The organism is Pseudomonas sp. B21-021 (genome assembly GCF_024749205.1).
In the GTDB taxonomy this organism is placed as follows: Bacteria; Pseudomonadota; Gammaproteobacteria; order Pseudomonadales; family Pseudomonadaceae; genus Aquipseudomonas; species Aquipseudomonas paraglycinae.
Genome location: NZ_CP087192.1, coordinates 943,554 through 965,849, shown reverse-complemented (window position 1 = coordinate 965,849; position 22,296 = coordinate 943,554). Strand labels below are relative to the sequence as shown.

18 protein-coding genes and 1 tRNA gene are annotated in these 22,296 nt (G+C 61.5%); 4 read left to right on the top strand and 15 right to left on the bottom strand.

Going from position 1 to position 22,296, the window contains the following annotated elements; all coding sequences use genetic code 11:
- Positions 1–56: 56 nt before the first annotated feature.
- The 4 genes from LOY31_RS04120 to ptsP form a co-directional block, all read right to left on the bottom strand.
- Positions 57–1,598 carry an alkaline phosphatase gene (locus LOY31_RS04120; RefSeq protein WP_258712899.1) on the bottom strand — a complete coding sequence of 514 codons (1,542 nt, stop codon included), beginning with the start codon at positions 1,596–1,598 and terminating at the stop codon, positions 57–59.
- Positions 1,599–1,782: 184 nt separating this feature from the next.
- Positions 1,783–3,516 carry a PTS fructose-like transporter subunit IIB gene (locus LOY31_RS04115; protein WP_258712898.1) on the bottom strand — a complete coding sequence of 578 codons (1,734 nt, stop codon included), beginning with the start codon at positions 3,514–3,516 and terminating at the stop codon, positions 1,783–1,785.
- A gap of 11 nt (positions 3,517–3,527) precedes the next feature.
- The gene (pfkB, locus tag LOY31_RS04110) at positions 3,528–4,469 is read right to left on the bottom strand and encodes a 1-phosphofructokinase (RefSeq protein WP_258712897.1); all 942 of its coding nucleotides are present in this window, start codon (positions 4,467–4,469) and stop codon (positions 3,528–3,530) included.
- A complete protein-coding gene (gene ptsP / locus LOY31_RS04105) occupies positions 4,469–7,330 on the bottom strand; it encodes a phosphoenolpyruvate--protein phosphotransferase (RefSeq protein ID WP_258712896.1) in 2,862 nt (953 codons plus the stop codon). The genes pfkB and ptsP overlap by 1 nt, the downstream gene beginning before the upstream one ends.
- 306 nt (positions 7,331–7,636) lie before the next feature.
- Here ptsP and cra point away from each other — a divergent pair, with 306 nt between their 5' ends.
- Together cra and LOY31_RS04095 are read left to right on the top strand one after the other, a co-directional pair.
- Positions 7,637–8,632, top strand: coding sequence for a catabolite repressor/activator (cra, locus tag LOY31_RS04100; RefSeq protein ID WP_007953710.1), 996 nt, complete (start codon positions 7,637–7,639; stop codon positions 8,630–8,632).
- 3 nt (positions 8,633–8,635) lie between these two features.
- Positions 8,636–9,412 carry a TatD family hydrolase gene (locus tag LOY31_RS04095; protein ID WP_258712895.1) on the top strand — a complete coding sequence of 259 codons (777 nt, stop codon included), beginning with the start codon at positions 8,636–8,638 and terminating at the stop codon, positions 9,410–9,412.
- Here LOY31_RS04095 and LOY31_RS04090 read toward each other — a convergent pair whose 3' ends face one another.
- From LOY31_RS04090 to LOY31_RS04070, 5 genes are all read right to left on the bottom strand, one after another.
- Complete coding sequence (locus tag LOY31_RS04090) at positions 9,413–9,802, bottom strand: hypothetical protein (RefSeq protein WP_258712894.1); 390 nt, start codon at positions 9,800–9,802, stop codon at positions 9,413–9,415.
- Between the two features lie 154 nt (positions 9,803–9,956).
- Complete coding sequence (locus LOY31_RS04085) at positions 9,957–11,987, bottom strand: methyl-accepting chemotaxis protein (RefSeq protein ID WP_258712893.1); 2,031 nt, start codon at positions 11,985–11,987, stop codon at positions 9,957–9,959.
- A 157-nt stretch (positions 11,988–12,144) separates the two neighbouring features.
- Positions 12,145–12,978: a regulatory signaling modulator protein AmpE gene (gene ampE, locus LOY31_RS04080; RefSeq protein WP_085608040.1), complete on the bottom strand. Its 834-nt coding sequence runs from the start codon at positions 12,976–12,978 to the stop codon at positions 12,145–12,147.
- Positions 12,975–13,535 (bottom strand): 1,6-anhydro-N-acetylmuramyl-L-alanine amidase AmpD, encoded by a 561-nt coding sequence (gene ampD / locus LOY31_RS04075; protein WP_085608039.1) that lies wholly within the window; start codon positions 13,533–13,535, stop codon positions 12,975–12,977. The genes ampE and ampD overlap by 4 nt, the downstream gene beginning before the upstream one ends.
- Before the next feature lie 64 nt (positions 13,536–13,599).
- Positions 13,600–15,789: a DUF1631 domain-containing protein gene (locus LOY31_RS04070; RefSeq protein ID WP_258712892.1), complete on the bottom strand. Its 2,190-nt coding sequence runs from the start codon at positions 15,787–15,789 to the stop codon at positions 13,600–13,602.
- A 255-nt stretch (positions 15,790–16,044) separates the two neighbouring features.
- On the opposite strand from LOY31_RS04070, the gene nadC reads away from it, so the two are divergent.
- Positions 16,045–16,893: a carboxylating nicotinate-nucleotide diphosphorylase gene (nadC, locus tag LOY31_RS04065; RefSeq protein ID WP_007953729.1), complete on the top strand. Its 849-nt coding sequence runs from the start codon at positions 16,045–16,047 to the stop codon at positions 16,891–16,893.
- 51 nt (positions 16,894–16,944) lie between these two features.
- Here the strand turns inward: nadC and LOY31_RS04060 are convergent, their stop codons facing one another.
- The gene (locus LOY31_RS04060) at positions 16,945–17,244 is read right to left on the bottom strand and encodes a DUF6388 family protein (RefSeq protein ID WP_085685841.1); all 300 of its coding nucleotides are present in this window, start codon (positions 17,242–17,244) and stop codon (positions 16,945–16,947) included.
- Positions 17,245–17,520: 276 nt separating this feature from the next.
- Here LOY31_RS04060 and LOY31_RS04055 point away from each other — a divergent pair, with 276 nt between their 5' ends.
- Complete coding sequence (locus LOY31_RS04055) at positions 17,521–18,036, top strand: hypothetical protein (RefSeq protein WP_258712891.1); 516 nt, start codon at positions 17,521–17,523, stop codon at positions 18,034–18,036.
- Between the two features lie 6 nt (positions 18,037–18,042).
- Here LOY31_RS04055 and LOY31_RS04050 read toward each other — a convergent pair.
- From LOY31_RS04050 to rbfA, 5 genes are all read right to left on the bottom strand, one after another.
- Positions 18,043–18,118: transfer RNA gene (locus LOY31_RS04050), tRNA-Thr, on the bottom strand.
- Positions 18,119–18,247: 129 nt separating this feature from the next.
- Positions 18,248–20,353 carry a polyribonucleotide nucleotidyltransferase gene (gene pnp / locus LOY31_RS04045; RefSeq protein WP_007953735.1) on the bottom strand — a complete coding sequence of 702 codons (2,106 nt, stop codon included), beginning with the start codon at positions 20,351–20,353 and terminating at the stop codon, positions 18,248–18,250.
- Positions 20,354–20,547: 194 nt separating this feature from the next.
- Positions 20,548–20,817, bottom strand: a complete 270-nt coding sequence (gene rpsO / locus LOY31_RS04040) for a 30S ribosomal protein S15 (RefSeq protein WP_011332409.1) — start codon at positions 20,815–20,817, stop codon at positions 20,548–20,550.
- Positions 20,818–20,958: 141 nt separating this feature from the next.
- Positions 20,959–21,876, bottom strand: a complete 918-nt coding sequence (gene truB, locus LOY31_RS04035) for a tRNA pseudouridine(55) synthase TruB (RefSeq protein WP_007953739.1) — start codon at positions 21,874–21,876, stop codon at positions 20,959–20,961.
- Positions 21,877–21,880: 4 nt separating this feature from the next.
- Positions 21,881–22,282, bottom strand: a complete 402-nt coding sequence (gene rbfA / locus LOY31_RS04030; protein ID WP_007953741.1) for a 30S ribosome-binding factor RbfA — start codon at positions 22,280–22,282, stop codon at positions 21,881–21,883.
- Positions 22,283–22,296 lie beyond the last annotated feature (14 nt).

The window sequence follows — 22,296 nt, the reverse complement described above, 5'->3', positions numbered from 1 at the left end:
GTCTGTTACATCGCTATCGCGAGCAAGCTCGCTCCCACAAATTGTTTGCGGTGAACTCAGGCCGGTGACAGCTTCTGCTCGAACACCGCAACACCCTCCAGATCCCGTAACACCACGCTCATCTCCCCGCTCTGCCCCTCGATATTCACCTCACCGAAAAACTGAAATCCGGCAAACGGCGAGGCGTTCTGCACTGCCGGCGCCTTCTCGAACACCACTTGCGGGCCAAAGGTCTTGTCCAGCGGATTGGGGCCGAAACTGCCGGCATTCAACGGCCCTGCGACAAACTCCCAGAACGGTTCGAAATCCTGGAACGCCGCGCGATCCGGGTGGTAGTGATGTGCCGCGCAGTAATGCACGTCCGCCGTCAGGAACACGAAATTGCGCACCTGCTGCGCGCGCAAAAAGCCCAGCAGCTCGGCGATTTCCAGTTCACGTCCCTGAGCCGGACCTGGGTCGCCGTTGGCCACCGCTTCCCAGCGCGCAACACCGGGACTGACCTCGCCATCCGGCACGCCAAGACCGATCGGCATGTCGGCGGCGATGACTTTCCACTGGGCTTTCGAGGCCTTCAATCCGCGCTTGAGCCAGTTCAATTGCTCGCGCCCGAGGAACGGTTTTTCCGCCCCGAGATTGTCGTCGTTGGCGCCGCGATAGCTGCGCATGTCGAGCACGAACACATCGAGCATCGGCCCGTAATTCAGCTTGCGATAGATCCGCCCGCCGCCATCGGCTGCCTGCAAACGCATCGGCGAATATTCGAGCCAGGCCTGACGCGCACGGCCGACCAGGGTGTGGATATTTTTTTCCTGATAGCGCTCGTCGAGCTGCTTGCCCGGCGACCAGTTGTTGACCACCTCATGGTCGTCCCACTGCCAGATCTGCGGCACTTCGGCGTTGAAGCGGCGGACGTTTTCGTCCATCAGGTTGTAGCGATAATTGCCGCGATAATCGTCGAGGGTCTGGGCGACCTTGCTCTTGGCTTCGGTGGTGAGGTTGCGCCAGATCCGGCCACCTTCCGTGGTCAGTTGCGCCGGCACCGGGCCGTCGGCGTAGATGGTGTCGCCGCTGTGGATAAAGAAGTCTGGCAGGCGCATGCGCATGGCTTCATAGATGCGCATACCGCCGATATCGGGGTTGATGCCGAAGCCCTGGCCGACGGTGTCGCCGCTCCACACGAAGCGGATATTGCGCCGTGCCGTCGGTGCGCTGCGCAAGTGGCCAAGCCACGGTTCGCTGGCGACGCCGGTGCGGGCGTCCTTGAAATACACGCGGTAGAAAATCGCCTGATCGGCGGGCAACCCGGTGAGTTCGACGCGGGCGGTGAAATCGCTGCGAGCGTCGGCCAGCGCGGAAACGACCCGGCGCGGATGGCGGAACTGGCTGCGGGTGTCCCACTCCACCACCATCTGCGCCGGGCGGTCGGCGCGGCTCCAGATCATCGCGCGGTCGCCCTGCAAGTCGCCGGATTGCACGCCGTCAGTGAGTTGCGGTCGATCCTTGACCGACGCGATCACAGCCGGCGCCAGCCCCGGCATCAGCAGTCCGGCGCCGACGGCTTGCATCACGCGCCGGCGACCGGGATTGAAATCGCTCATGGTGTTCTCCCTGAAAAAAGGAAAACTTAAGCACGGGATCATGAATTGGGGATGACAACACATTCCCTGTGGGAGCGAGCTTGGTCCGGGCGGCGATCCGACGAAAGCGTCGGATCAGTCAACACATCTGTTGAAGGTCAAACCGCGTTCGCGAGCAAGCTCGCTCCCACAAGTTTTCGCAGTGTCACGCCTTCGCGGGCTCCAGCGCCAGTTCCACGGCCTCCGGCCGCTTGACCAGCGCATACACCACCGCTGTCAGCAGGCTGCCCGCGACGATTGCCAGCAGGTACGGCAGCGCATGGTTGATCGCATTCGGAATCGCCAGCACGAACAGGCCACCGTGGGGCGCCATCAGTTTGCAACCGAAGTACATCGACAACGCACCGGTCAGCGCACCGCCGGCAATGCTCGCCGGGATCACCCGCAACGGGTCTTTCGCAGCAAACGGAATCGCCCCTTCGGAGATGAAGCACAACCCAAGCACCAGCGCCGCTTTACCGGCTTCGCGCTCAGTCTGGGCGAACTTGCGCCGGGCGATGAACGTGGCGATACCCAGACCAATCGGCGGCACCATGCCGGCAGCCATGGTCGCGGCCATCGGTGCATAACTCTGCGAGGCCAGCAGCCCCACCGAGAACGCATACGCGGCCTTGTTGATCGGCCCGCCAAGGTCGACGCACATCATGCCGCCCAGCAGCACACCGAGCAGAATCGCGTTGGTGGTGCCCATGCTGTCGAGGAAATGCGTCAGCGCCGCAAGCATCCCGGCCACCGGTTTACCCACCACGTAGATCATCACTAACCCGGTGAACAGGCTGGCGAACAACGGGATGATCAGAATCGGTTTCAGCGCTTCCAGACTTTGCGGCAGCGCCACATACCGACTGATCGCCTTGGCCGCGTAGCCTGCGATAAACCCGGCAACGATCCCGCCAATGAAGCCGGCACCCAGGGTGCTCGCCAGCAAACCGCCGATCATGCCCGGCGCGAGCCCGGGACGGTCGGCAATCGACCAGGCGATGTAACCGGCCAACAACGGCACCATCAATTTGAACGCGGTCTCGCCACCGATCTGCATCAGCGCCGCCGCCAGCGTGCCTTCTTCCTTGAACGCGGTGATGCCGAACACGAACGACAAGGCGATCATCAGACCGCCCGCCACCACCATCGGCAGCATGAATGACACACCGGTCAGCAAGTGTTTGTAGACGCCGCTTTTCTCTTGTTTGGCCGGGGCCTTGCCGTCGCTCGCAGCGCTTTCCTGCTTGCCTTCGGCCAGGGCTTTTTTCAGCGTGGCTTCGGACTGCTTCAAGGCAATGCCGGTGCCGCAGCGGTAGATTTTCTTGCCGGCGAAACGCTCGGTGGCGACTTCAATGTCAGCCGCCAGCAGCACCACGTCAGCCTCGGCGATGGCTGTCGCGCTCAGCGGATTTCGCGCGCCGACCGAACCCTGGGTTTCGACTTGCAGGTCGTAGCCCAGACGCTTGGCAGCTTGCTGCAAGGCTTCGGCGGCCATGAAGGTGTGGGCGACGCCGGTCGGGCAGGCGGTGACTGCGACCAGTCGCGGCGCTTGAGCACTGGCAACCACGGGCAACGTTTCGGCAGCGACGTAAACCTCGGCCTCGACGGCGCCACGCCGCAGTACTTCTTCGACATCCTGCAGGGCTTGCGCCGGCGCGATCCGAAAGACTTTCTTGCCGATGAACCGGTTCATGTCCACAGGCCCCGTGGCCACCAGCAACACCCACTCGGCGGCCTCGATGGTGGCCGCCGACAACTCGCGTTCCGGGTGCGCCGCATCCACCACTTCGACGCTGGTGCTCCAGCCCTGACGCTGGGCCGCGGCATCCAGCAGCCGGGCGCACAGCACACTGGTGACCATGCCGTTCGGGCAGGCCGTGACAATGGCTAACTTCATGACAAACCCTCTTATTGTTCTGTCAGGGGGCGCACGCGCACGCCCTGTTCGAGCTGCGCCAGTTGCGCAGCATCGTGAATACCGAAACCGATCTGGGTCACCGCCTGCGCCGCGATCGCCGTGGCCGTGCGCAGGGTCTGTTCCGGCGTGTCGGCGCTGAGCAAACCGTGGAGCATGCCGGCCAGCAACGAATCGCCGGCACCGACCGTGCTGGCGACGCTGACCTTCGGCGGCGTGGCATGCAGCGCCGAACCGACGCTGAACCAGTTCACACCATCGGCGCCGTGAGAAATCACTACATGCTCGATGCCTTGGGTGTGCAACCGATTGGCCGCTTCAACCTGAGACGCGTGGGACACCACTTCACAGCCCAGCGCATCGGCCAGCTCTTCGGTGTTCGGCTTGATCAGCCACGGGCCGGCCTTGAGCGCCGCGCGCAAGGCATCGCCGCTGGTGTCCAGGGCGACTTTCAGACCCAACGCCTTCAAGCGCTCGACCAGTTCGCGCAACCACTGTGCAGTGACTCCGCGCGGCAAACTGCCGGCGACCACCACCGCGTCATGCCCCGGCGCGATCTGCACCAGACGATCCAGCAACGCCTGTTGCGCCACCACGCCGACCACCGGCCCTGGGCCGTTGATGTCGGTGATGCGTCCGTCCTGTTCCGCGACCTTGATGTTGCTGCGGGTCTCGCCGGGCACCCGGATAAACGCATCGGTGAAGCCACGTTTGGCGAACAGGGTTTCGAAGGCTTGCAGATTGTCTTCGCCGAGAAAGCCGCTGACCGTCAGTTGATGACCGAGGTCGGCCAGCACTTGCGCGACGTTGACGCCCTTGCCGGCGGCGTGGGTGTGCATCTCGTCGCTGCGGTTGACCTGACCGGCCTCAAGACGTGGCAACTGCACCGTAAGGTCCAGCGCCGGGTTGAGGGTCAGGGTGAGAATCTTGGCCATTACAGAGCCTCCACTAATGCGCGCACTTCGTTGGCGCTGCCCACGGCCAGGGCTTGTTGAGCAAGGGTTTGCGTCTGAGTCAGGCTGAGTTCGCGGATGCGCGCCTTGACTTCGGCGATGCTGCGCCCGGAGACGCTCAGCTCATCCACACCGAGGCCGACCAGCACCGGCACCGCCAGCGGATCCGCCGCCAGCTCGCCGCAGACACCGACCCATTTGCCATGGGCATGGGCTGCGCGCACGGTGATGTCGATCAGTTGCAGCACCGCCGGGTGCAGGCCGTCAGCCTGGGCGGACAGGGTTGGATGACCACGGTCGATGGCCAGCGTGTACTGGGTCAGGTCGTTGGTGCCGACGCTGAAGAAGTCGACTTCCTTGGCCAGCACTGGCGCCAGCAAGGCAGCGGACGGCACTTCGATCATGATCCCCAGTTGCAGATCGGCCACCGGGATTTCCAGGCGCAGGCGTTCGGTCATGTCGCGGGCCTGACGCCACTCTTCGACGCTGCCGACCATCGGGAACATGATCCGCAACGGACGGTTGTCCGCCGAACGCAGCAAGGCGCGCAACTGCGCTTCCATGATCTGCGGACGCTGCAAGGTCAGGCGAATGCCACGCACGCCGAGGAACGGGTTTTCTTCCTTGGCGATCGGCCAATACGGCAGCGGTTTATCGCCGCCGACATCGAGGGTGCGCACCACCAGCGGCCGACCGGCGAGGCCGTCGAGGACGCGGCGGTATTCGGCTTCCTGAGTCGCCTCGTCCGGCGCTTGCGGATGGGCCATGAAAATCAGTTCGGTGCGCAGCAGGCCGATGCCTTCGGCGCCCTGCTCCACCGCGCTGATTACACCGGCGCTTTCGCCGATGTTGGCGAACACTTCCACCGCGTGGCCGTCGGTGGTGTGCGCCGGTTGATGGCGTTGTTCGGCGGCGGCTTTCAGGCGTTGTTCGCGGGTGTCACGTTCTTCGCTGGCGCGTTGCAGGGTCGCGGCGTCCGCGTCCACATGCAGGCGACCGCGCTGGCCGTCGAGCAGCAACGGCGTGCCCGGTTTCAGCAGCAACACCGCAGCGCCCGCACCGACCAGCGCCGGAATGCCCAGCGCGCGAGCCACGATGGCGCTGTGCGCGGTGGCGCCACCACGGGCGGTGAGAATCCCCGCGACCCGCGCCGGATCCAGACGCGCCACGTCGGACGGACCGACCTCGTCCATCACCAGAATGTACGGTTGCTCAGGCTCGGCGGGCGTCTGCACGCCACACAGTTGCGCCAGCACCCGTCGGCCAATGTCGCGCAGGTCGGCGGCACGTTCGGCGAGCAACGCGTCCTGCAACGCTTCCTGTTGTTTCGCGGCGGCCTCGATCACGGCCATCCAGGCTGCTTCGGCGCTTTCGCCCTGCTTGAGGCGAGTGTCGACTTCGTCGGTGAGTTCCGGGTCGTCGAGCATTTCCTGGTGGGTGATGAAAATCTCGCGGATCGCCTTGGCCTTGCTGCGTTCGATCAGGCCTTGAATGTCCTGACGCACGTCGGCCAGCGCTTGCTTGAGACGTTCGCGCTCGATGGCGGCAGACTCGCCGCGCAACGGGTAATCGATGGTTTGCTGGACCTGAATGTGCGCCGGGCCGATGGCGATGCCGGGGGCGGCAGGAATCGCTTGCAGCAGGCTGCCGGAGGCCGGGGCGCTCAGGACTTCGGCGATGTCGGCGATGACTTCGCGCTGTTGGCTGACTGCGGGTAGTGGTTCGACTTCTTCGCCGAGGCCTTCTTCGATGGCGGCCAGCAACGCCGGTAAGGCGTCAGCGGCGATGCTCGGTTCGGCGATGATTTCCAGCACCTGTCCGCGACGGGCGCCGAGGCTCAGCAGTTTGCTCAGGCTCTTCACCGATACGGCGCTGTCCTGACCGTCGACGATGCGCACACGGATTTCGCCGTCAAAACTCTTCGCCAGTTGCGCGAGGATCTTCGCCGGCCGCGCGTGCAGACCATGGGCGTTGGCCAATGCGATACGTGCGCTCGGCCAATCGGCCGGCAACTCACCGCCGAGCACCTCGAGGACTTTGCGGCTGCTGGTGGCGCGGCCCAGTTCATGGCCGCGACCTTCGATCAGCAACGCGCACAAACGCTCAAGCAACGCCTGATGCGCTTCACCGAGGCTGGCCAGACAGAACAGACCGCTGAGCGGCTGGCCGAGGTAGCGCATCGGTTTGTCCGGCGTGACGAACGCCAGGCCCGGGCGCTTCACGGTCTGTTCGCTGTGCAGCCACCACAGGCCATCGCCCAGCGGCAGCGCTTCAACTTGCTGCAACACCCCTGCGAAACCGTTGCTCACGCAATCGGCCTGGCGCAGCAGACGCGCACCACGCCAGACCAGTTCTTCAAAATCGTCGGCGGAGACCCCAAGGCCGATCATCTGCGCATCCAGCGCCAGCTCTTGCGGCGCGCCTTGCAGCAGTTTCAGCAGCGCTTCGGGCGAACTCGCGCGGCGCAGGGCCTGACCCAGATCGGTTTCACCGAGGGCGCGGGTCAGCAGTTGCAGCAGGCGCAGGTGTTCGTCGGATTTGGCCGCGATGCCGATGGCCAGATAAACGATCTGGCCATCGCCCCAGTCCACGCCGTCGGGAAACTGCATCAGGCGCACGCCGGTGGCGAACACCTGATCGCGGGTTTCGGGCGTGCCGTGGGGGATCGCAATGCCTTGGCCGAGGAAGGTCGAGCCCTGAGCCTCCCGGGCCTGCAGGCCAGCGAGGTAGCCGTCGGCGACCAGACCATCGGCGACCAGATGACTGGCCAGCAATTGCAAAGCGGCGGGTTTATCCGCAGCCGACTGGCCCATGGATATCTGCTCTACAGTGAGCTCGAGCATGCGATCTCCTTTTTGGCGCGGTGGCGCGCCAGGTATTGTTTTGAATGGTTGCAGCTTAGGCGCTATGGGCCATCCTTTTCAGGAGGCAGTTTTGGCGGTTTCACGGCAGAACCGGCCAAAGGCGTCTAAAACGTAGAAAATACGCTTGCTGAAACGTTTAATCTAGATTGATCGGCACGTTACTCGATAATGTCCCATCCTTGAAGTCCAACTTGTCGGATGCGCTGAGACAATGGTCGCCTGCCTGAATCGGGTAGGATTGGCGAAAATGTCGCGGCAAGCTCGAAAAAACAAGGAAATCCCGGGTTGAAACTCAGTGATATCGCGCGGTTGGCCGGAGTGTCCGTGACCACCGCCAGCTACGTCATCAACGGCAAGGCCGAACAGCAACGCATCAGCACCGCGACCGTCGAGCGAGTGCGGGCGGTGGTTGATCTGCACGGCTTTACCCCCAATCCACAGGCGGCCGGGCTGCGCAGTCGGCACACCCGGACCCTGGGTTTTATCCTGCCGGATCTGGAAAACCCCAGTTACGCGCGGATCGCCAAACTGCTGGAGCAAGGCGCCCGGGCGCGGGGCTATCAGCTGCTGATCGCCAGCTCCGACGATGCGCCGGACAGCGAGCGGCAACTGCTGCAACTGTTCCGTGCCCGACGCTGCGACGCGTTGATCGTCGCCAGTTGTCTTCCGTCCGGTGACGACAGTTATCGTCAGTTGCAGGCCAAGGGTTTGCCGATCATTGCCATCGACCGGGTGATGGATGCCGAGCATTTCTGCTCGGTGGTCAGCGACGACCGCGAAGCCAGCCTGCACCTGACCGAAAGCCTGCTCGACCCGCAGCCGAAACAGATCGTGCTGCTGGGCGCCCGTCCGGAGCTGAGCATCAGCCAGGAACGTGCGGCCGGGTTCAAGCAAGCCTTGGCCGGGTTCAAGGGCGAAGTGCTGATCGAGCACGCCGAATCCTTCAGCCGCGAGTGCGGCAAGCAATTGATGGAAGAACTCCTGCAACGCCTCGGGCATTTGCCGGATGCGCTGGTGACCACGTCCTACGTGCTGCTGCAGGGCGTGTTCGACGCGCTGCATGACTTCCCGCTCAAATTCCGCCCGCTGCGCCTCGGCACATTCGGTGACACCCAGTTGCTCGACTTCCTGCCGCTGCCGGTCAACGCCATGGCCCAGCAGCACCAGTTGATCGCCGACAAGGCGCTGGAACTGGCACTCGCAGCCGTCGAGCAATCGGACTACCAGCCTGGCGTGCAGGCCATTGCCCGTACCTTCAAGCAGCGTATTCACCGGGACTGAGCCGTGGAGCTGATCGACAGCCACACCCATCTGGACTTCCCCGACTTCGACGCCGACCGCGCGGCGCTGCTGAACGAAAGCCGCGCCCTCGGGGTGCAGCGAATGGTGGTGCTCGGGGTCTACGAGGGGAACTGGCAGCGGGTGTGGGATCTGGTGCAAAGCGATGCCGATCTGTACGGGGCGTTCGGATTGCACCCGGTCTATCTCGATCAGCATCGGCCTGAAGACCTGCTTGCACTGGGCGATTGGCTGACACGGCTAAAGGGTCATCGGCAACTGTGCGCGGTCGGCGAAATCGGCCTGGACTACTTCATCGAAACCCTCGACCGCGAACGCCAGCAAGTGCTGTTCGAGGCACAACTGCAACTGGCGGCGGATTTCGAACTGCCGGCGCTGATCCATGTACGGCGCAGCCATGCGGCGGTGATTGCCACGCTCAAGCGCTTCAAGCTCAAGCGCGCCGGGATCATCCACGCCTTCGCCGGCAGCCGTGAAGAAGCGCGGGAATACATCAAGCTCGGTTTCAAACTGGGTCTTGGCGGTGCGCCAACCTGGCCGCAGGCGTTGCGCATGCACCGGGTGCTGGCCGACTTGCCGCTGGATTCGGTGGTGCTGGAAACCGACTCTCCGGACATGGCGCCCGCCATGTACCCCGGCATTCGAAATACGCCGGCGCATCTGCCAGCGATCTGCGACTCACTGGCCGCATTGATGAACATCAGTGCGCAACAACTCGCCGCCGCCAGTACCGCCAACAGCTGCGACGTGTTCGGCTGGTAGTCAGTCGGCGTGGGCCTTGGCCGCGTCGAGAATCAGAGTCAGGTGCTGGCGCTGCCGGGCATAACGAATCACCGCGAAGTACACGAAAATCGCGATCAGCGACGCGTTCAACTGCTCGGTAACGCTGAGCAGACCCACCCATTCCATCACCAACGCCACCAGCAACGCGGTGCACACCGTCACCAGCGCACTAGCGCGCAGTAGCCCGAGTGAGTCGAGCGAACGAAAGCGTTTGATCTGCTGCGGGCAGCGCAGCTCCAGGCTTTTCTGGCAGTGCGCACAGGTGAACGCTTCGTGGATCGAAATGGCGTTGAGCTGCCAGGGTTTGAGCAGCAGCGTGGTCTGGCAGTGGGCGCAGCGGCCCTGGACGCCCAGGGTTGCGACGGACATGTGCGATCTCCTCCAAGTGGTCAATGAACTGAGCTTGGTTCATTGAAGACGAAAAACCAGCCCCCGGAGGAAAACAGGATTTTGCTTACAGATGTAAGCAAAAAAGTACTACAAACCATTCCGAAAAAACCTGCCTCACAGGAGGCAGGTCGATTCAAACCCGGAACGCGCTGATCAACTGCTTCAACTCGACCACCTGCGCCGACAACGCGCGGCTGGCATCCTCGGTCTGATGCGCGCCTTCTGCGGTGCGCTCGCCGGCACGGTTGATCTCGACGATGTTCTGGTCGATGTCGTGGGCCACGGCAGTCTGTTGTTCGACGGCAGCGGCGATCTGCTGGTTCTGGTCGACGATCATGCCGACAGCGCCGAGGATGTTTTCCAGCGCCTGCTGGACTTTTTCCGACTGCCCCACCGTGCCGTTGGCCATCTGATGGCTGACGCCCATGGCCTTCACTGCCGCGCCGACGCCGCCGTGGAGTTTGGCGATCATCTGCTCGATTTCTTCGGTCGATTGCTGGGTTCGTTTGGCCAGCGTCCGGACTTCATCAGCGACCACGGCAAAACCGCGTCCCTGCTCACCGGCCCGCGCAGCCTCGATCGCGGCGTTGAGCGCCAGCAGATTGGTCTGTTCGGCAATGCTCTTGATCACTTCCAGAACGCGGCTGATCGACTGGCTGTCGCTGGCCAACTGGTTGATCACCAGCACCGATTGATCGATTTCGCTCGCCAGTGCCGCGATGCTGCCCTGCTGCGATTCCACCAATCCGCGACCACTGATGGTTTCGTCGTTCACGCTGTGGGCGCTGCTGACCGCTGCCGCTGCACTGCGTGCCACCTCCAGTGAGGTCGCCGACATCTGGTTCATCGCAGTGGCCACTTGTTCGATCTGCGTGCGTTGCCCGGCCACCGCCTGATTGCTCTGCGCCGAGACGTTTTCCACTTGCCCCGCCTGTCGCTCGACCTCGCCAACAGTGTGGCCGACCCGCTCGATCAGATCATGGATTTTCCGCACCGTACCGTTGAACACTTCGCCCAACTCGCCGAGTTCATCACGGCTGTTGGCGCGGAAATTCACTGTCATGTCGCCTGCCGCGACTTTATCCATCATGGCGCCGAGGTTTTTCAGGGTGGCGCGAGTCGAGGCGTAGAACCCGCCGTAGAGATAGAAAATCAACACGAACACCACCGACAACGCCACGGCTTGCAGCACCATGTGCGTACGGTTTTGCCCCAGGCGCTGCTGCAATTGGGTGTCGAGGAATTTCAGGGTGGCGTCGTTGAGCTGATAGGTCTGAGCCATCAACCCGGTGACCTGCTCATAAAAACCCTGCCATGGAGCGTCGAGCGTTTCGGCCATCACCACTTGTTCTTCGATCAGGGTGCTGGCCTGTTTCAGCGACGCCTTGCTGGCATCCGCCGGGGTGCTCAGGGAGTCACGGGCAGCTTTGCTGGAGCCCAGCGCATCCTGCAATTTCAGGCCATATTCGGCCTGAAGTTTTTCGATCTGCACCAACAACTCGTCGAAGCGGGTGCTGGATGAGCTGTTGAGAAAGCCCTGGCCCAATGAATACGAGCCCATCGCCCGACCTTCGCCCAAGGCCTGGGTGACGGCCGGCGTGGTCGCGGTGATCAGCTCGCTGAGCTGGCGTATGTCGCCCTGATTGTCGCGACTCAATCCGGCCTGGCTGGCCACGATCTGGCTGAAAACCTGCGCATTGCCCAGCAGTTTGCCGATCAGCGCACTTTTGCTTTGCAGGGAGTTTTCCGCTTGCTGGGCCTTGAAGGCGGCGATCATTTCATCGCGCTTGGTCTCGAAGAATTTGATCTGCTCAGGATCCTCGGTCATGGGCGTCAGCCCTTGCAGGCGCGCCAGGACGCTTTGCTCAAGGCTGGTGATCTGCGCCTCGACATTGCCGGCCTTGCCGGACTGGCCGAGGGTGACGTTGATCTGCACCAGATTGTTGAGGGATTCCAGATCCCGGCGCAGGGTCAGGCTGCTACCCAGCAGGTCGAGGCTCTGCAGCTCCACTCGGGTGCCCTGGAATTCACGGTAGGAATCGCGCACCAGATAGAAATTGGTCACCAGCATCGGCACCAGGAACAGCACGCTGATCAGGCTGAACTTCATGCCGAAGCTCAAGCGGTTCATCAGCGAGACGGCGGGATAGAGCAAGCTCTTCACTGGAAGTCTCCCTTGGTTTTTTCTTGTTTTTATTGGCAGGCGCGGGGCGAGAGCAGATAGCCACTATCGGGCGCTATCTCTGTATAGCTCAAATCGAAGGGAGGTTTTGTAACTTAAGGTTAACGAGGGGGATTGCCCCCCTCGTCACGCGAACGGCCTACGCCAGCACTGTCCACAGGGCGAAGCCGGCATACCACAGCACCGCCGCCCGCAGCAGCAGTTCCCACAGGCAGTCGAGGGTGTTGATGCCTTCGGGGCCGACAGCGGCCGGCGGAATTTCTCCGGCAGCCAGCCCGACCTTGTTGATCAGTTGCGCAGCGCTGATGTTCCAGTTCAGCAGTTCGTGCAGCATCACCCGGCTGACCGCGACGAAATTGCCGACCAGGGCAAGGCTCGCCGCCAGCAGGCGCACCGGCACCCAGTCGAAGGCGTGACGCAGTTGCCCTGCCCGCTCGGCCACCGCCGGGTTCTGGGCGTTTTCTTCCGCCAGCGCCAGCAGGCGATAGCTCAGCGCCGCGACCGGGCCGAGCAGGAAGTACCAGAAAATCACCGCAAAGAAACTCTGGTAGGCCTGCCACAACAGATGCCGTTGCACTTGCTCCAGCAATTGTTCGCCGCTTTCGGCGCAGATGTTCAGATCACGCTTGGCCACGTGGGCGGCGGCCTGCAGGTCCTCGCGGCGCCAGGCGTCGCGAAACGGCCCGAGTTCGCCGAGCAGATCACCGCGCCCCAGGCTGTAAATCACCACCAGCAAATGCACCGGCAATGCCAGCAGACCGTAGGCCACCGGGTCCAGCACCACCAGCAGCAATCCCAGCAGCGCCACCGGCAACAGCACCAGGACGGTCAACACCAGCCACGGCTGTTTGGCCAGCCCGCCGGTTTCAAGCTTGTGCAGTTCGCGGATCCATCCGCCATCGCGTTGAACCCGTTGGCGCAGGGCCGAGAACTTCTCGATCCATACCGCCAGCAGTAACACCAGAAAACTCATTGTCCTTCCTCTTGTGCCAGGGCGGCGCGGTAGCGTGCCCAGTCGAATGCGGGTCCGGGGTCAGTCTTGCGTCCGGGGGCGATGTCGCTGTGCCCGCAGATGCGCTCGACAGTGATCGCCGGAAACGCTTTTTGCAAATGGCGGGTCAGCAGGATCAACGCCTGATACTGCGCATCGGTGAACGGCAGATCATCGGTGCCTTCCAGCTCGATGCCCACCGAAAAATCGTTACAGGTTTCCCGTCCCTCGAACACCGAAACACCGGCATGCCAGGCACGCTCAAGACAGGAGACAAACTGGGTGACCTTGCCGTCACGTTCGATCAGAAAATGCGCGGACACGCGCAGGTCGGCGATCCCGGCAAAGTAGGGATGTTCCGTGACATCCAGACGATTCTGGAAAAATTCCTGCACCTTGCCGGTGGCGAACTGCGCCGGCGGCAGGCTGATGTTGTGGATGACCAACAGGGAGACTTCGCCCGCCGGGCGTTCATTGAAGTTGGGCGAAGGGCAGACCTGCACCCCGTGACACCACCCGCTTGCGGGATCCAACTGCATACCGATTCCTTCAACGCCGACTGTGTTGACGACCAGTATGCCGTGATCGGCCCCCGGCGCGCGATCACTTGCCGCGATTGAGCCGCCGCAGATTGCCGATTACCGACTCCAGCGCACGGTCGAACAACAAGGTGTCGTCCAGCGTCCGCACCGCGCCGCGACGGAATGCCAGGGCCAGTTCAGTGCGGTCGCGCTCCAGCACTTTCATCCCGGTGCGGTCGACGAACACGTACTTGTTGGTGGCCTCGATGATCGCCGCCAGCTTGCAGCGCAGGGTGTGTTCTTCGTCTTCTTCGAACGCCACCCAACTGCCCAGGCGCAACTGATCGACCTGGCGCAAACCTGCGTCGTCGGCCGGCAAGCGCGCCGGCGTGCGAGACTGGAGGCCGTCGTCGGCCATCTGCAAGACAATCGCCTGCGACACTTCGATCATTTCCGGCAATGCAGTCTGATCCGGCTGGGTGGACGGTTCGAGCAGGCGCACATGCAGCGCTTCCAGCTCACTGAAAAAGCCGCTGGTGGCAAACGGATCGAAGGCCGAACTGCTCAGGCCGTCGCGCAATGACTTGAGCAACCCCGGCACCAGCGCCAGCAGACGCAGGCCGGCTTCGGCATCGTCGTGGCGCTGCACGCTCCAGATCAATTGCTCCATGGTCTGCACGTCGGCCTGCCATTCGGCAGACTGATCGCCGTGCTTGAGGCAGGTCAGCAGCAACACCTTGCTCCAGGCTTCCTGCACGAACGTCACCACCGACGGTGGCAGGACTTTGCCCAGCAACGCCTGATTCAGCGCCTGCTCGACCCGCTGGCGGGCCAGTTCGGTTTTCGCCCGACCCTCTTCGGCATCGCGCAAACGCTGTTCAAGCAATTCGCTGCGACGGCGCTCGTCACTGGTGAACGCGAGAAAGTCCGCCAGCAATTCGGAAAAAATCGCCGGGTCATCGACGAAGTCTGTCAGCAGGCGCTGCACCACTTGCTCGATGCGCAAGTACAGGCTGTCGCGTGCATTGCCGTCGCACTCGCCCCAGCCCATCGCCGCTTCGGCGATTTCATTGAGCAGGCGACGCGCCGGGTGGCTGCTGCGGCTGAAGAAGCTTTTGTCGATCACCGCGACCTTCAACATCGGGATCTGCAACCGGGCGATCAGCGCCTTGAGCGAATCCGGCAGGTTGCGATCATCGAGGATGCAGTCGAAGACCATGGCCACCAGATTGATCACGTCCTCGTCGGCCCCGCCGACGATTCGTGATTTGCCGCTGCGCACGCTCACTCGGGTCAACAGCTGTTCAAGTTGATGGCGCAGATCGAAGTCGTCCTGCACCGCCAGCGCCGGTACATATTGCTGCAAGTGCGAGAGCAGGCGCAGCAAGTCGCGGGTGGAAATCGGCTGCGCCGGGGCGCTGGGTTCAAGGGTCGGCGCAACCGTGCCGCGCACGTGCAGCAGCAACTCCTGCAACGCGGCGAAGACCTCCTGCACGCCGGCATCGGTCTGGGTTTTGTCGACGCCCTCGAATTCGCTCTGCACGCTGGCCACGGCCTGATCGATGGCGCGACGGGCCGGTGCCGGCTTGAGCTCGGGCAACACGCCCGTGGCGATCAGCAGTTGATTGGCTTCGGCGTAGAGTTGATCGGTATCGGCCAGCACATAGCGCTCGAACAGTTTGAGCAGGATCAGTTTGACCTTGATCTCCACCCCCAGATTGCGCCCCGCTTGCAGGAAGTATTCGCAAAGCATCGCCGGGCCCAGCGGGTTGTATTGATCGTCCAGGGTCTTGCCCAACAGCGCATTGAATCGCGCGGTCAGTTGATCGAGGGCGAACCCGTCGCGATTCAGCACGCGGCCGACCATCGTCTCGACCGCGACGTTGCGCTCCATGTCGTCAGTGCGCGCGGTGCTGTCCTCATTCTGCAAAGCATGAGAGAGGACGGTGGGGACGGGATCGAATTGAGTGAGGCCGACAAAGGCATCGAAAAATTGCTCGAGAAAGCCGCGCTCGATGTTCTTGCGCTTGAGGCGCAGGTCGCGCATGGCTTCGAAAAAGATGTTCTGCTCGACGTCGTTACGAGCCCGGTCGGCCATTTCGAACAGGGTGTCGTCGGCGTTATCGAACAGCTCCTGCAAACCGTTGCGCAGGCGCTGGGCAGCCTTGTCGCGAACCTGAAGCAGAATCACAGGCAGGCGGGCGAGCGGCGAGTGAGTCGCCTGATCGGTAGTGGCCTTGTGCAGAGGCACTACATTCCCGTCGTTGTGCATCCAAGCCTCCTGAAACGGTGATTTGCCGACGTCAAACTCATGGCGTCAAATGCAAGGCGGATTATCTTGCAAAAGATGTCCCCGGCGCCAGAGCCGTCAGGGTTTCCCCTATGCGCCGACACCTTGCAGTGACCACGACAGAATCGGGTTTGCTCAAAGAAAATCGACCGGATGCAGCGCTGCGTGGCTGTTCTCGCCTTGGGTTGGCCGACGCCATGCCCCTATAATCGGGCCACTTAGTTTGTGGAGCCCGTTATGCCGAATCTACGTCTCGCCGATTTGACCGCCGAAATCGAAGCCAACGTGCGCCGTGCGTTGCTCGAAGACATCGGCAGCGGCGACATCACCGCGCAACTGATCCCGGCCGAACGCCTGGCCAAAGCCACCATCATCACCCGCGACGCCGCCGTCATCAGTGGCACGGCTTGGGTCGATGCGGTGTTTCGTCAGCTCGATCCACGGGTGGCGGTGCATTGGCAGGTGCGCGATGGCGAACGGGTTTCGCCGAACCAGCCGCTGTTTCATCTAGAAGGCCCTGCCCGTTCACTGCTGACCGGTGAACGCAGCGCACTGAACTTCCTGCAATTGCTGTCGGGCGTGGCGACCCGCGCGCAGTACCTGGCGGACTTCGTTGCCGAGACGTCGGTGAAATTGCTCGACACCCGCAAGACCCTGCCGGGCCTGCGTCTGGCGCAGAAATATGCGGTCACTTGCGGCGGTTGCCATAACCATCGCATCGGCCTGTACGACGCGTTCCTGATCAAGGAAAACCACATCGCTGCCAGCGGTGGCATCCCGCAGGCCATTGCCGCTGCACACAAGATCGCCCCGGGCAAACCGGTGGAAATCGAAGTGGAAAGTCTGGAGGAGTTGAAAGAAGCGCTGGCCGCCGGTGCCGACATCATCATGCTCGACGAACTGAGCCTCGATGACATGCGCGAAGCCGTACGCCTGAACGGCGGCAAGGCGAAACTGGAAGCCAGTGGCGGCATCAACGAAAGCACGCTGCTGCCGATCGCCCAGACCGGGGTGGATTACATCTCGATCGGCGCGATGACCAAGGATGTGAAAGCCGTGGACCTGTCGATGCGCCTGAGCATCTGAGTCGTCCACACAATAAAAAACGCCAGCCCTTTCGAGGCTGGCGTTTTTGTTTCAGACCACCAGATTGTTCATCTCGCAGTATTCATCCCACTCGACACCCAACACTTCGGCCGCTTCCTTGTGCAGTTCCAGGCGCTTGGCCTCGAACTCCTCAGGGGTACTGGTGTACTTGAGGGTCAACTCCCAAGGTTGCAGGCCCTGGGCTTCGGCTTCGTCTTCGAACGCCCACTGGATCTGATCTTTTTGATCATCGGGACTCAGGTCCTTGATCTCGTCCATCAGCTCAGGCGCATCAAGTTTGTACTTTTCCAGCGCTTGTTCGTGGCGTTGCTCTTGAGTTAACTCGGTCATGGCGTTCTCGCTGATCATAAGAATGGAAGATGGATGTGGATCATCAAGGATCTCTCTGACGCGGATTGTCCGGCCTTCGGAACCATTCGGGATCATCTGAAAACTGCTGGGCGATGCTCATGCAGACAACGAATATAGGACGTTTGGCGAGCGAATTACACGGGACTTTACATCTCTCCCACAAAAAGTTGACCTGCGGAACATAAACCGGATTTTCAAGTCATAGCGATGTGCCATATCGGCACTCACCTTCGCTGTTCACAAGGAAACCCAGTGATGCGCAGCTTTTCGAAGATTTCTTCTGTTGTGTCCCCCACCACTTTGACCGCCCTGCTGGGCACCCTGGCCCTGCCGGCCAGCGCAATGGCAGTTGAATTGAGTAGCAGCAGCCCTTCCTATGGCGACCAGATCTCCGCCATTCACAACGATTTCGGCAAAGACGTCGTGATCAAGAGCGGCATCGGAGTCGAGGAGCTGAAAAAGATGCGCGACACCATCAACGAGCAGTCGCGTCAGATTGAAGAATTCAAGCGCAGCAGCGGTTCCAGTTCGAGCTCGAGCTCGAGCTCGAGTGGCAGGGAGATTGAAGATCTGAAGAACAAGGTCAAGGAACAGGATCGTCAGCTCGATACGCTCGGCCGTCAGGTTGAAGACCTCAAACGCAATAGCGGTTCCAGCTCCAGCTCGAACAACAGCGAAATCTCCAGCCTGAAGCAGAAACTCAACGATCAGGATCGCGCGATGGATCAACTCAAACGCACCGTCGAGGAGTTGAGCCGCAAGGTGAAATAAGGGAAGTGGTGCCCGAGACAGGAATCGAACCTGCGACCTTCGCGTTACGAGTGCGCTGCTCTACCGGCTGAGCTACACGGGCGGTGGGCTAAACCTAGCACCGGTCTTGAAGGTCGGCAACTTTGCAGAATGACTCGATATTTCACGGACAAAAAAATGCCCCGCCGTTTTCACGGCGGGGCATTTTTATTGGGCTAACGCTGCGGGGTGATTAAACGCCCGAAGCCTTGGCCGCTGCCACGTCTTTGATGGACAGCTTGATACGGCCGCGGTTGTCCACGTCCAGTACCAGCACTTCCACTTCCTGGCCTTCTTTCAGGATGTCGGTCACTTTCTCTACGCGAGCGTCGCTCAGCATCGAGATGTGAACCAGACCGTCCTTGCCCGGCAGGATGTTGACGAATGCGCCGAAGTCGACGATGCGCTCAACCTTGCCGACGTAGATCTTGCCGATCTCGGCCTCTGCGGTGATGCCCAGAACGCGCTGACGTGCTGCTTCAGCCGCTTCCTTGGTTTCGCCGAAGATCTTGATCGAACCGTCGTCTTCGATGTCGATCGAAGCCTTGGTTTCTTCGCAGATCGCACGGATGGTCGCGCCACCTTTACCGATAACGTCACGGATCTTGTCGGTGTCGATCTTCATCGCGATCATGGTCGGAGCGTTGGCCGACAGTTCGGTACGCGACTGGCCGATGATCTGGTTCATCTGGCCGAGGATGTTCAGGCGCGCTTCCAGGGCTTGGCCCAGAGCGATTTCCATGATCTCTTCGGTGATGCCCTTGATCTTGATGTCCATCTGCAGCGCGGTCACGCCTTTGGCGGTACCGGCTACTTTGAAGTCCATGTCGCCCAGGTGGTCTTCGTCACCCAGGATGTCGGTCAGGACGGCGAACTTCTCGCCTTCTTTAACCAGACCCATGGCGATACCGGCAACTGGTGCCTTCATCGGAACACCAGCGTCCATCAGGGCCAGGGAAGCGCCGCAAACGGAAGCCATCGAGCTCGAACCGTTGGATTCGGTGATTTCCGATACCACACGGATGGTGTAAGGGAACACGTCAGCGGCTGGCAGCATGGCCGAAACCGAACGACGGGCCAGACGGCCGTGACCGATTTCACGACGACCGGCGCCACCCATGCGACCACACTCGCCCACCGAGAACGGAGGGAAGTTGTAGTGCAGCATGAACGGGTCTTTTTTCTCGCCTTCCAGAGTGTCCAGCAGTTGTGCGTCACGGGCGGTGCCCAGAGTCGCGACTACCAGAGCCTGGGTTTCGCCACGGGTGAACAGTGCCGAACCGTGGGTCTTCGGCAGAACGCCGACTTCGATGTTCAGCGGACGTACGGTGCGGGTGTCGCGACCGTCGATACGTGGCTTGCCGTTAACGATGTTTTCGCGAACGGTGCGGTATTCGATTTCGCCGAAAGCAGCTTTGACGTCGGAAGCCGAAGGTTGGCCTTCTTCACCGGACAGCTTGGCAACAACCTGGTCACGCAGCTCGCCCAGACGCGCATAACGGTCGGCCTTGATGGTGATGGTGTAAGCCTGGGAGATCGCTTCGCCGAACTCGGAACGGATAGCAGCCAGCAGCTCGGTGGCTTCTGGAGCAGGTGCCCAGGTCCAGGTTGGCTTGGCCGCTTCGGCAGCCAGTTCTTTAACGGCGTTGATTACGACCTGGAACTCGTCGTGAGCAAACAGTACCGCGCCCAGCATCTGGTCTTCGGTCAGCTCTTTGGCTTCCGATTCAACCATCAGCACGGCGTCGGAAGTACCGGCAACAACCATGTCCAGGCTCGAGGCAGCTTGCTGCTCGTAGGTCGGGTTCAGCAGGTAGCCGGTGCTTTCGTGGAAAGCAACACGAGCGGCGCCGATCGGGCCGTCGAAAGGAATGCCGGAGATCGCCAGGGCAGCCGAGGTACCGATCATCGCAGCGATGTCCGGATCGGTCTTCTTGCTGGTGGAAACGACGGTGCAGACAACCTGCACTTCGTTCATGAAACCTTCCGGGAACAGCGGACGGATCGGACGGTCGATCAGTCGGGAAGTCAGGGTTTCTTTCTCGGAAGGACGGCCTTCACGCTTGAAGAAACCGCCAGGGATCTTACCGGCAGCGTAAGTCTTTTCCTGGTAGTGAACGGACAGAGGGAAGAAGCCCTTGCCCGGATCGGCTTGCTTGGCACCGACTACGGTCACCAATACGCTGACGTCGTCGTCAACGGTGACCAATACTGCGCCGGAGGCCTGACGGGCGATACGGCCAGTCTCGAGGGTAACGGTCGACTGACCGAACTGGAATTTTTTGATTACCGGGTTCACGGTGTCCTACCTTCTTTGTGGCTCTTGGGGGAACTGGTTTCTTGCGAAATTCTTGGGCAATGTCGGGAATCGGCCCAACGCCTGTCCAGGGTAAAACGTGTATCCAGATAAAACTTGAGGCTGGGAGCCTGCCGGACGCCGGCGGAAACCCGCTGACGTCTGACAGACAACCAACCTCATAGCGCAATCGCTGATTAGCGACGCAGACCCAGGCGAGCGATCAGAGCGCTGTAACGGCTCACGTCCTTGCCTTTCAGGTAGTCCAGCAGCTTGCGACGCTGGTTAACCATGCGGATCAGACCACGACGGGAGTGGTGGTCTTTACCGTTGGCCTTGAAGTGACCTTGCAGTTTGTTGATGTTGGCGGTCAGCAGTGCAACTTGCACTTCTGGCGAACCAGTGTCACCAACAGCTTGCTGGTAGTCGGCAACGATTTGAGCTTTTTCTTGAACGTCGAGAGCCATGAGGCAATCCTTTTATCAGGAAACTGTTTCAAAAACAGTTTCAACAGGCCAGGGACAAATCCCTGTATCTATAAATGAGTAGTGACCGTGCCTGTTGACAGCCACACTCGCCGGCCTGCTGTTACACAGACCGGTTTCCGGTCATTCTGACCGAATCAGTCGACGCGGCGCGATGCGCCCGTCTTCGCTCACTTCACCGATACCGATGAAGCGACCGTTGTGATCCTGTACCCGCACCATGCCAAACTTCGGAGCATCCGGGGCACGTACCGGCTGGCCGTTGAGCCAGTAGAACGCGCTCGCTTCCGAGAACTGCAGCAACGGCCAATCCTGCAGGCCGCTGTCCGATGGCATCAGGAAGCGGTCGACCGCTTCATTGCCGCCTTCGGCATGTACCGCTTCCAGCTCTTCGAGGGTCACGGTCTGCGCCAGGGTGAAAGGCCCGGCCTGGGTACGACGCAGTTCAGCGACGTACGCACCACAACCGAGTTGCTCACCGATATCCTCCACCAGGGTGCGAATATAGGTGCCCTTGCTGCAATCCACCGCAAGACGCGCAGTATCGCCTTCGAAGGCCAGCAATTCCAAGCGCGCAATAGTAACAGAACGCGGTTCGCGCTCCACTACTTCGCCTGCACGGGCCAACTTGTACAGTGGCTGGCCATCACGCTTGAGAGCGGAGTACATCGGCGGTATCTGACTGATTTGCCCACGAAATTTCGGCAGAACCGCTTCAATGTCGGCCTGACCAACGGTCACCGGACGCTCCTGCAAAACCTCACCTTCGGCGTCCGCCGTGGTGGTGGTCTTGCCCAGTTGCGCCAGGGTTTCGTAACCCTTGTCGGAATCAAGCAGGTACTGCGAGAACTTGGTCGCCTCGCCAAAGCACAGCGGCAGAACGCCGGTGGCCAGGGGATCGAGACTGCCGGTGTGACCGGCCTTCTCGGCGTTGAGCAACCAGCGAACCTTCTGCAGCGCGGCGTTGGAGGTAAACCCCAGCGGCTTGTCGAGCAGGATGATGCCGCTGACGTTACGACGGATACGTTTGACCTGAGCCACCGAGTTACTCCTTGGTGTCTTCGGGTTCTGCCGCAGCCACGTGCTGATTGTCTTCAGCCACGGCGCGCTCGATCAGGGCCGACAGGTGCGCACCACGCACGACGCTTTCGTCGTAGTGGAAGTGCAATTGCGGCACGCTGCGCAGCTTCATTTCGCGGGCCAGCTGCATGCGCAGGAAACCGGCGGCTGCGTTGAGCACCTTGATGCTTTGCGCGATGTCTTCGGCGTTGTCCTGTCCCATCACAGTGATGAAGATCTTCGCGTGACCGACGTCACGGCTGACTTCCACAGCGGTAATGGTGACCAGGCCGACGCGCGGGTCTTTGACTTCACGACGGATCAGTTGGGCCAGCTCACGCTGCATCTGATCGCCGATACGTTGGGTACGGCTGTATTCTTTTGCCATGATTTGTTACCTGT

Bases quoted from the DNA above. Each gene is read 5' to 3' on its own strand.
- LOY31_RS04060 (WP_085685841.1), bottom strand. From the start codon at position 17,244: ATGACCGAGTTAACTCAAGAGCAACGCCACGAACAAGCGCTGGAAAAG.
- LOY31_RS04115 (WP_258712898.1), bottom strand. From the start codon at position 3,516: ATGAAGTTAGCCATTGTCACGGCCTGCCCGAACGGCATGGTCACCAGT.
- LOY31_RS04055 (WP_258712891.1), top strand. From the start codon at position 17,521: ATGCGCAGCTTTTCGAAGATTTCTTCTGTTGTGTCCCCCACCACTTTG.
- ampE (WP_085608040.1), bottom strand. From the start codon at position 12,978: ATGAGTTTTCTGGTGTTACTGCTGGCGGTATGGATCGAGAAGTTCTCG.
- pfkB (WP_258712897.1), bottom strand. From the start codon at position 4,469: ATGGCCAAGATTCTCACCCTGACCCTCAACCCGGCGCTGGACCTTACG.
- ptsP (WP_258712896.1), bottom strand. From the start codon at position 7,330: ATGCTCGAGCTCACTGTAGAGCAGATATCCATGGGCCAGTCGGCTGCG.
- ampD (WP_085608039.1), bottom strand. From the start codon at position 13,535: ATGCAGTTGGATCCCGCAAGCGGGTGGTGTCACGGGGTGCAGGTCTGC.
- LOY31_RS04120 (WP_258712899.1), bottom strand. From the start codon at position 1,598: ATGAGCGATTTCAATCCCGGTCGCCGGCGCGTGATGCAAGCCGTCGGC.
- nadC (WP_007953729.1), top strand. From the start codon at position 16,045: ATGCCGAATCTACGTCTCGCCGATTTGACCGCCGAAATCGAAGCCAAC.
- rbfA (WP_007953741.1), bottom strand. From the start codon at position 22,282: ATGGCAAAAGAATACAGCCGTACCCAACGTATCGGCGATCAGATGCAG.
- LOY31_RS04070 (WP_258712892.1), bottom strand. From the start codon at position 15,789: ATGCACAACGACGGGAATGTAGTGCCTCTGCACAAGGCCACTACCGAT.
- rpsO (WP_011332409.1), bottom strand. From the start codon at position 20,817: ATGGCTCTCGACGTTCAAGAAAAAGCTCAAATCGTTGCCGACTACCAG.
- LOY31_RS04090 (WP_258712894.1), bottom strand. From the start codon at position 9,802: ATGTCCGTCGCAACCCTGGGCGTCCAGGGCCGCTGCGCCCACTGCCAG.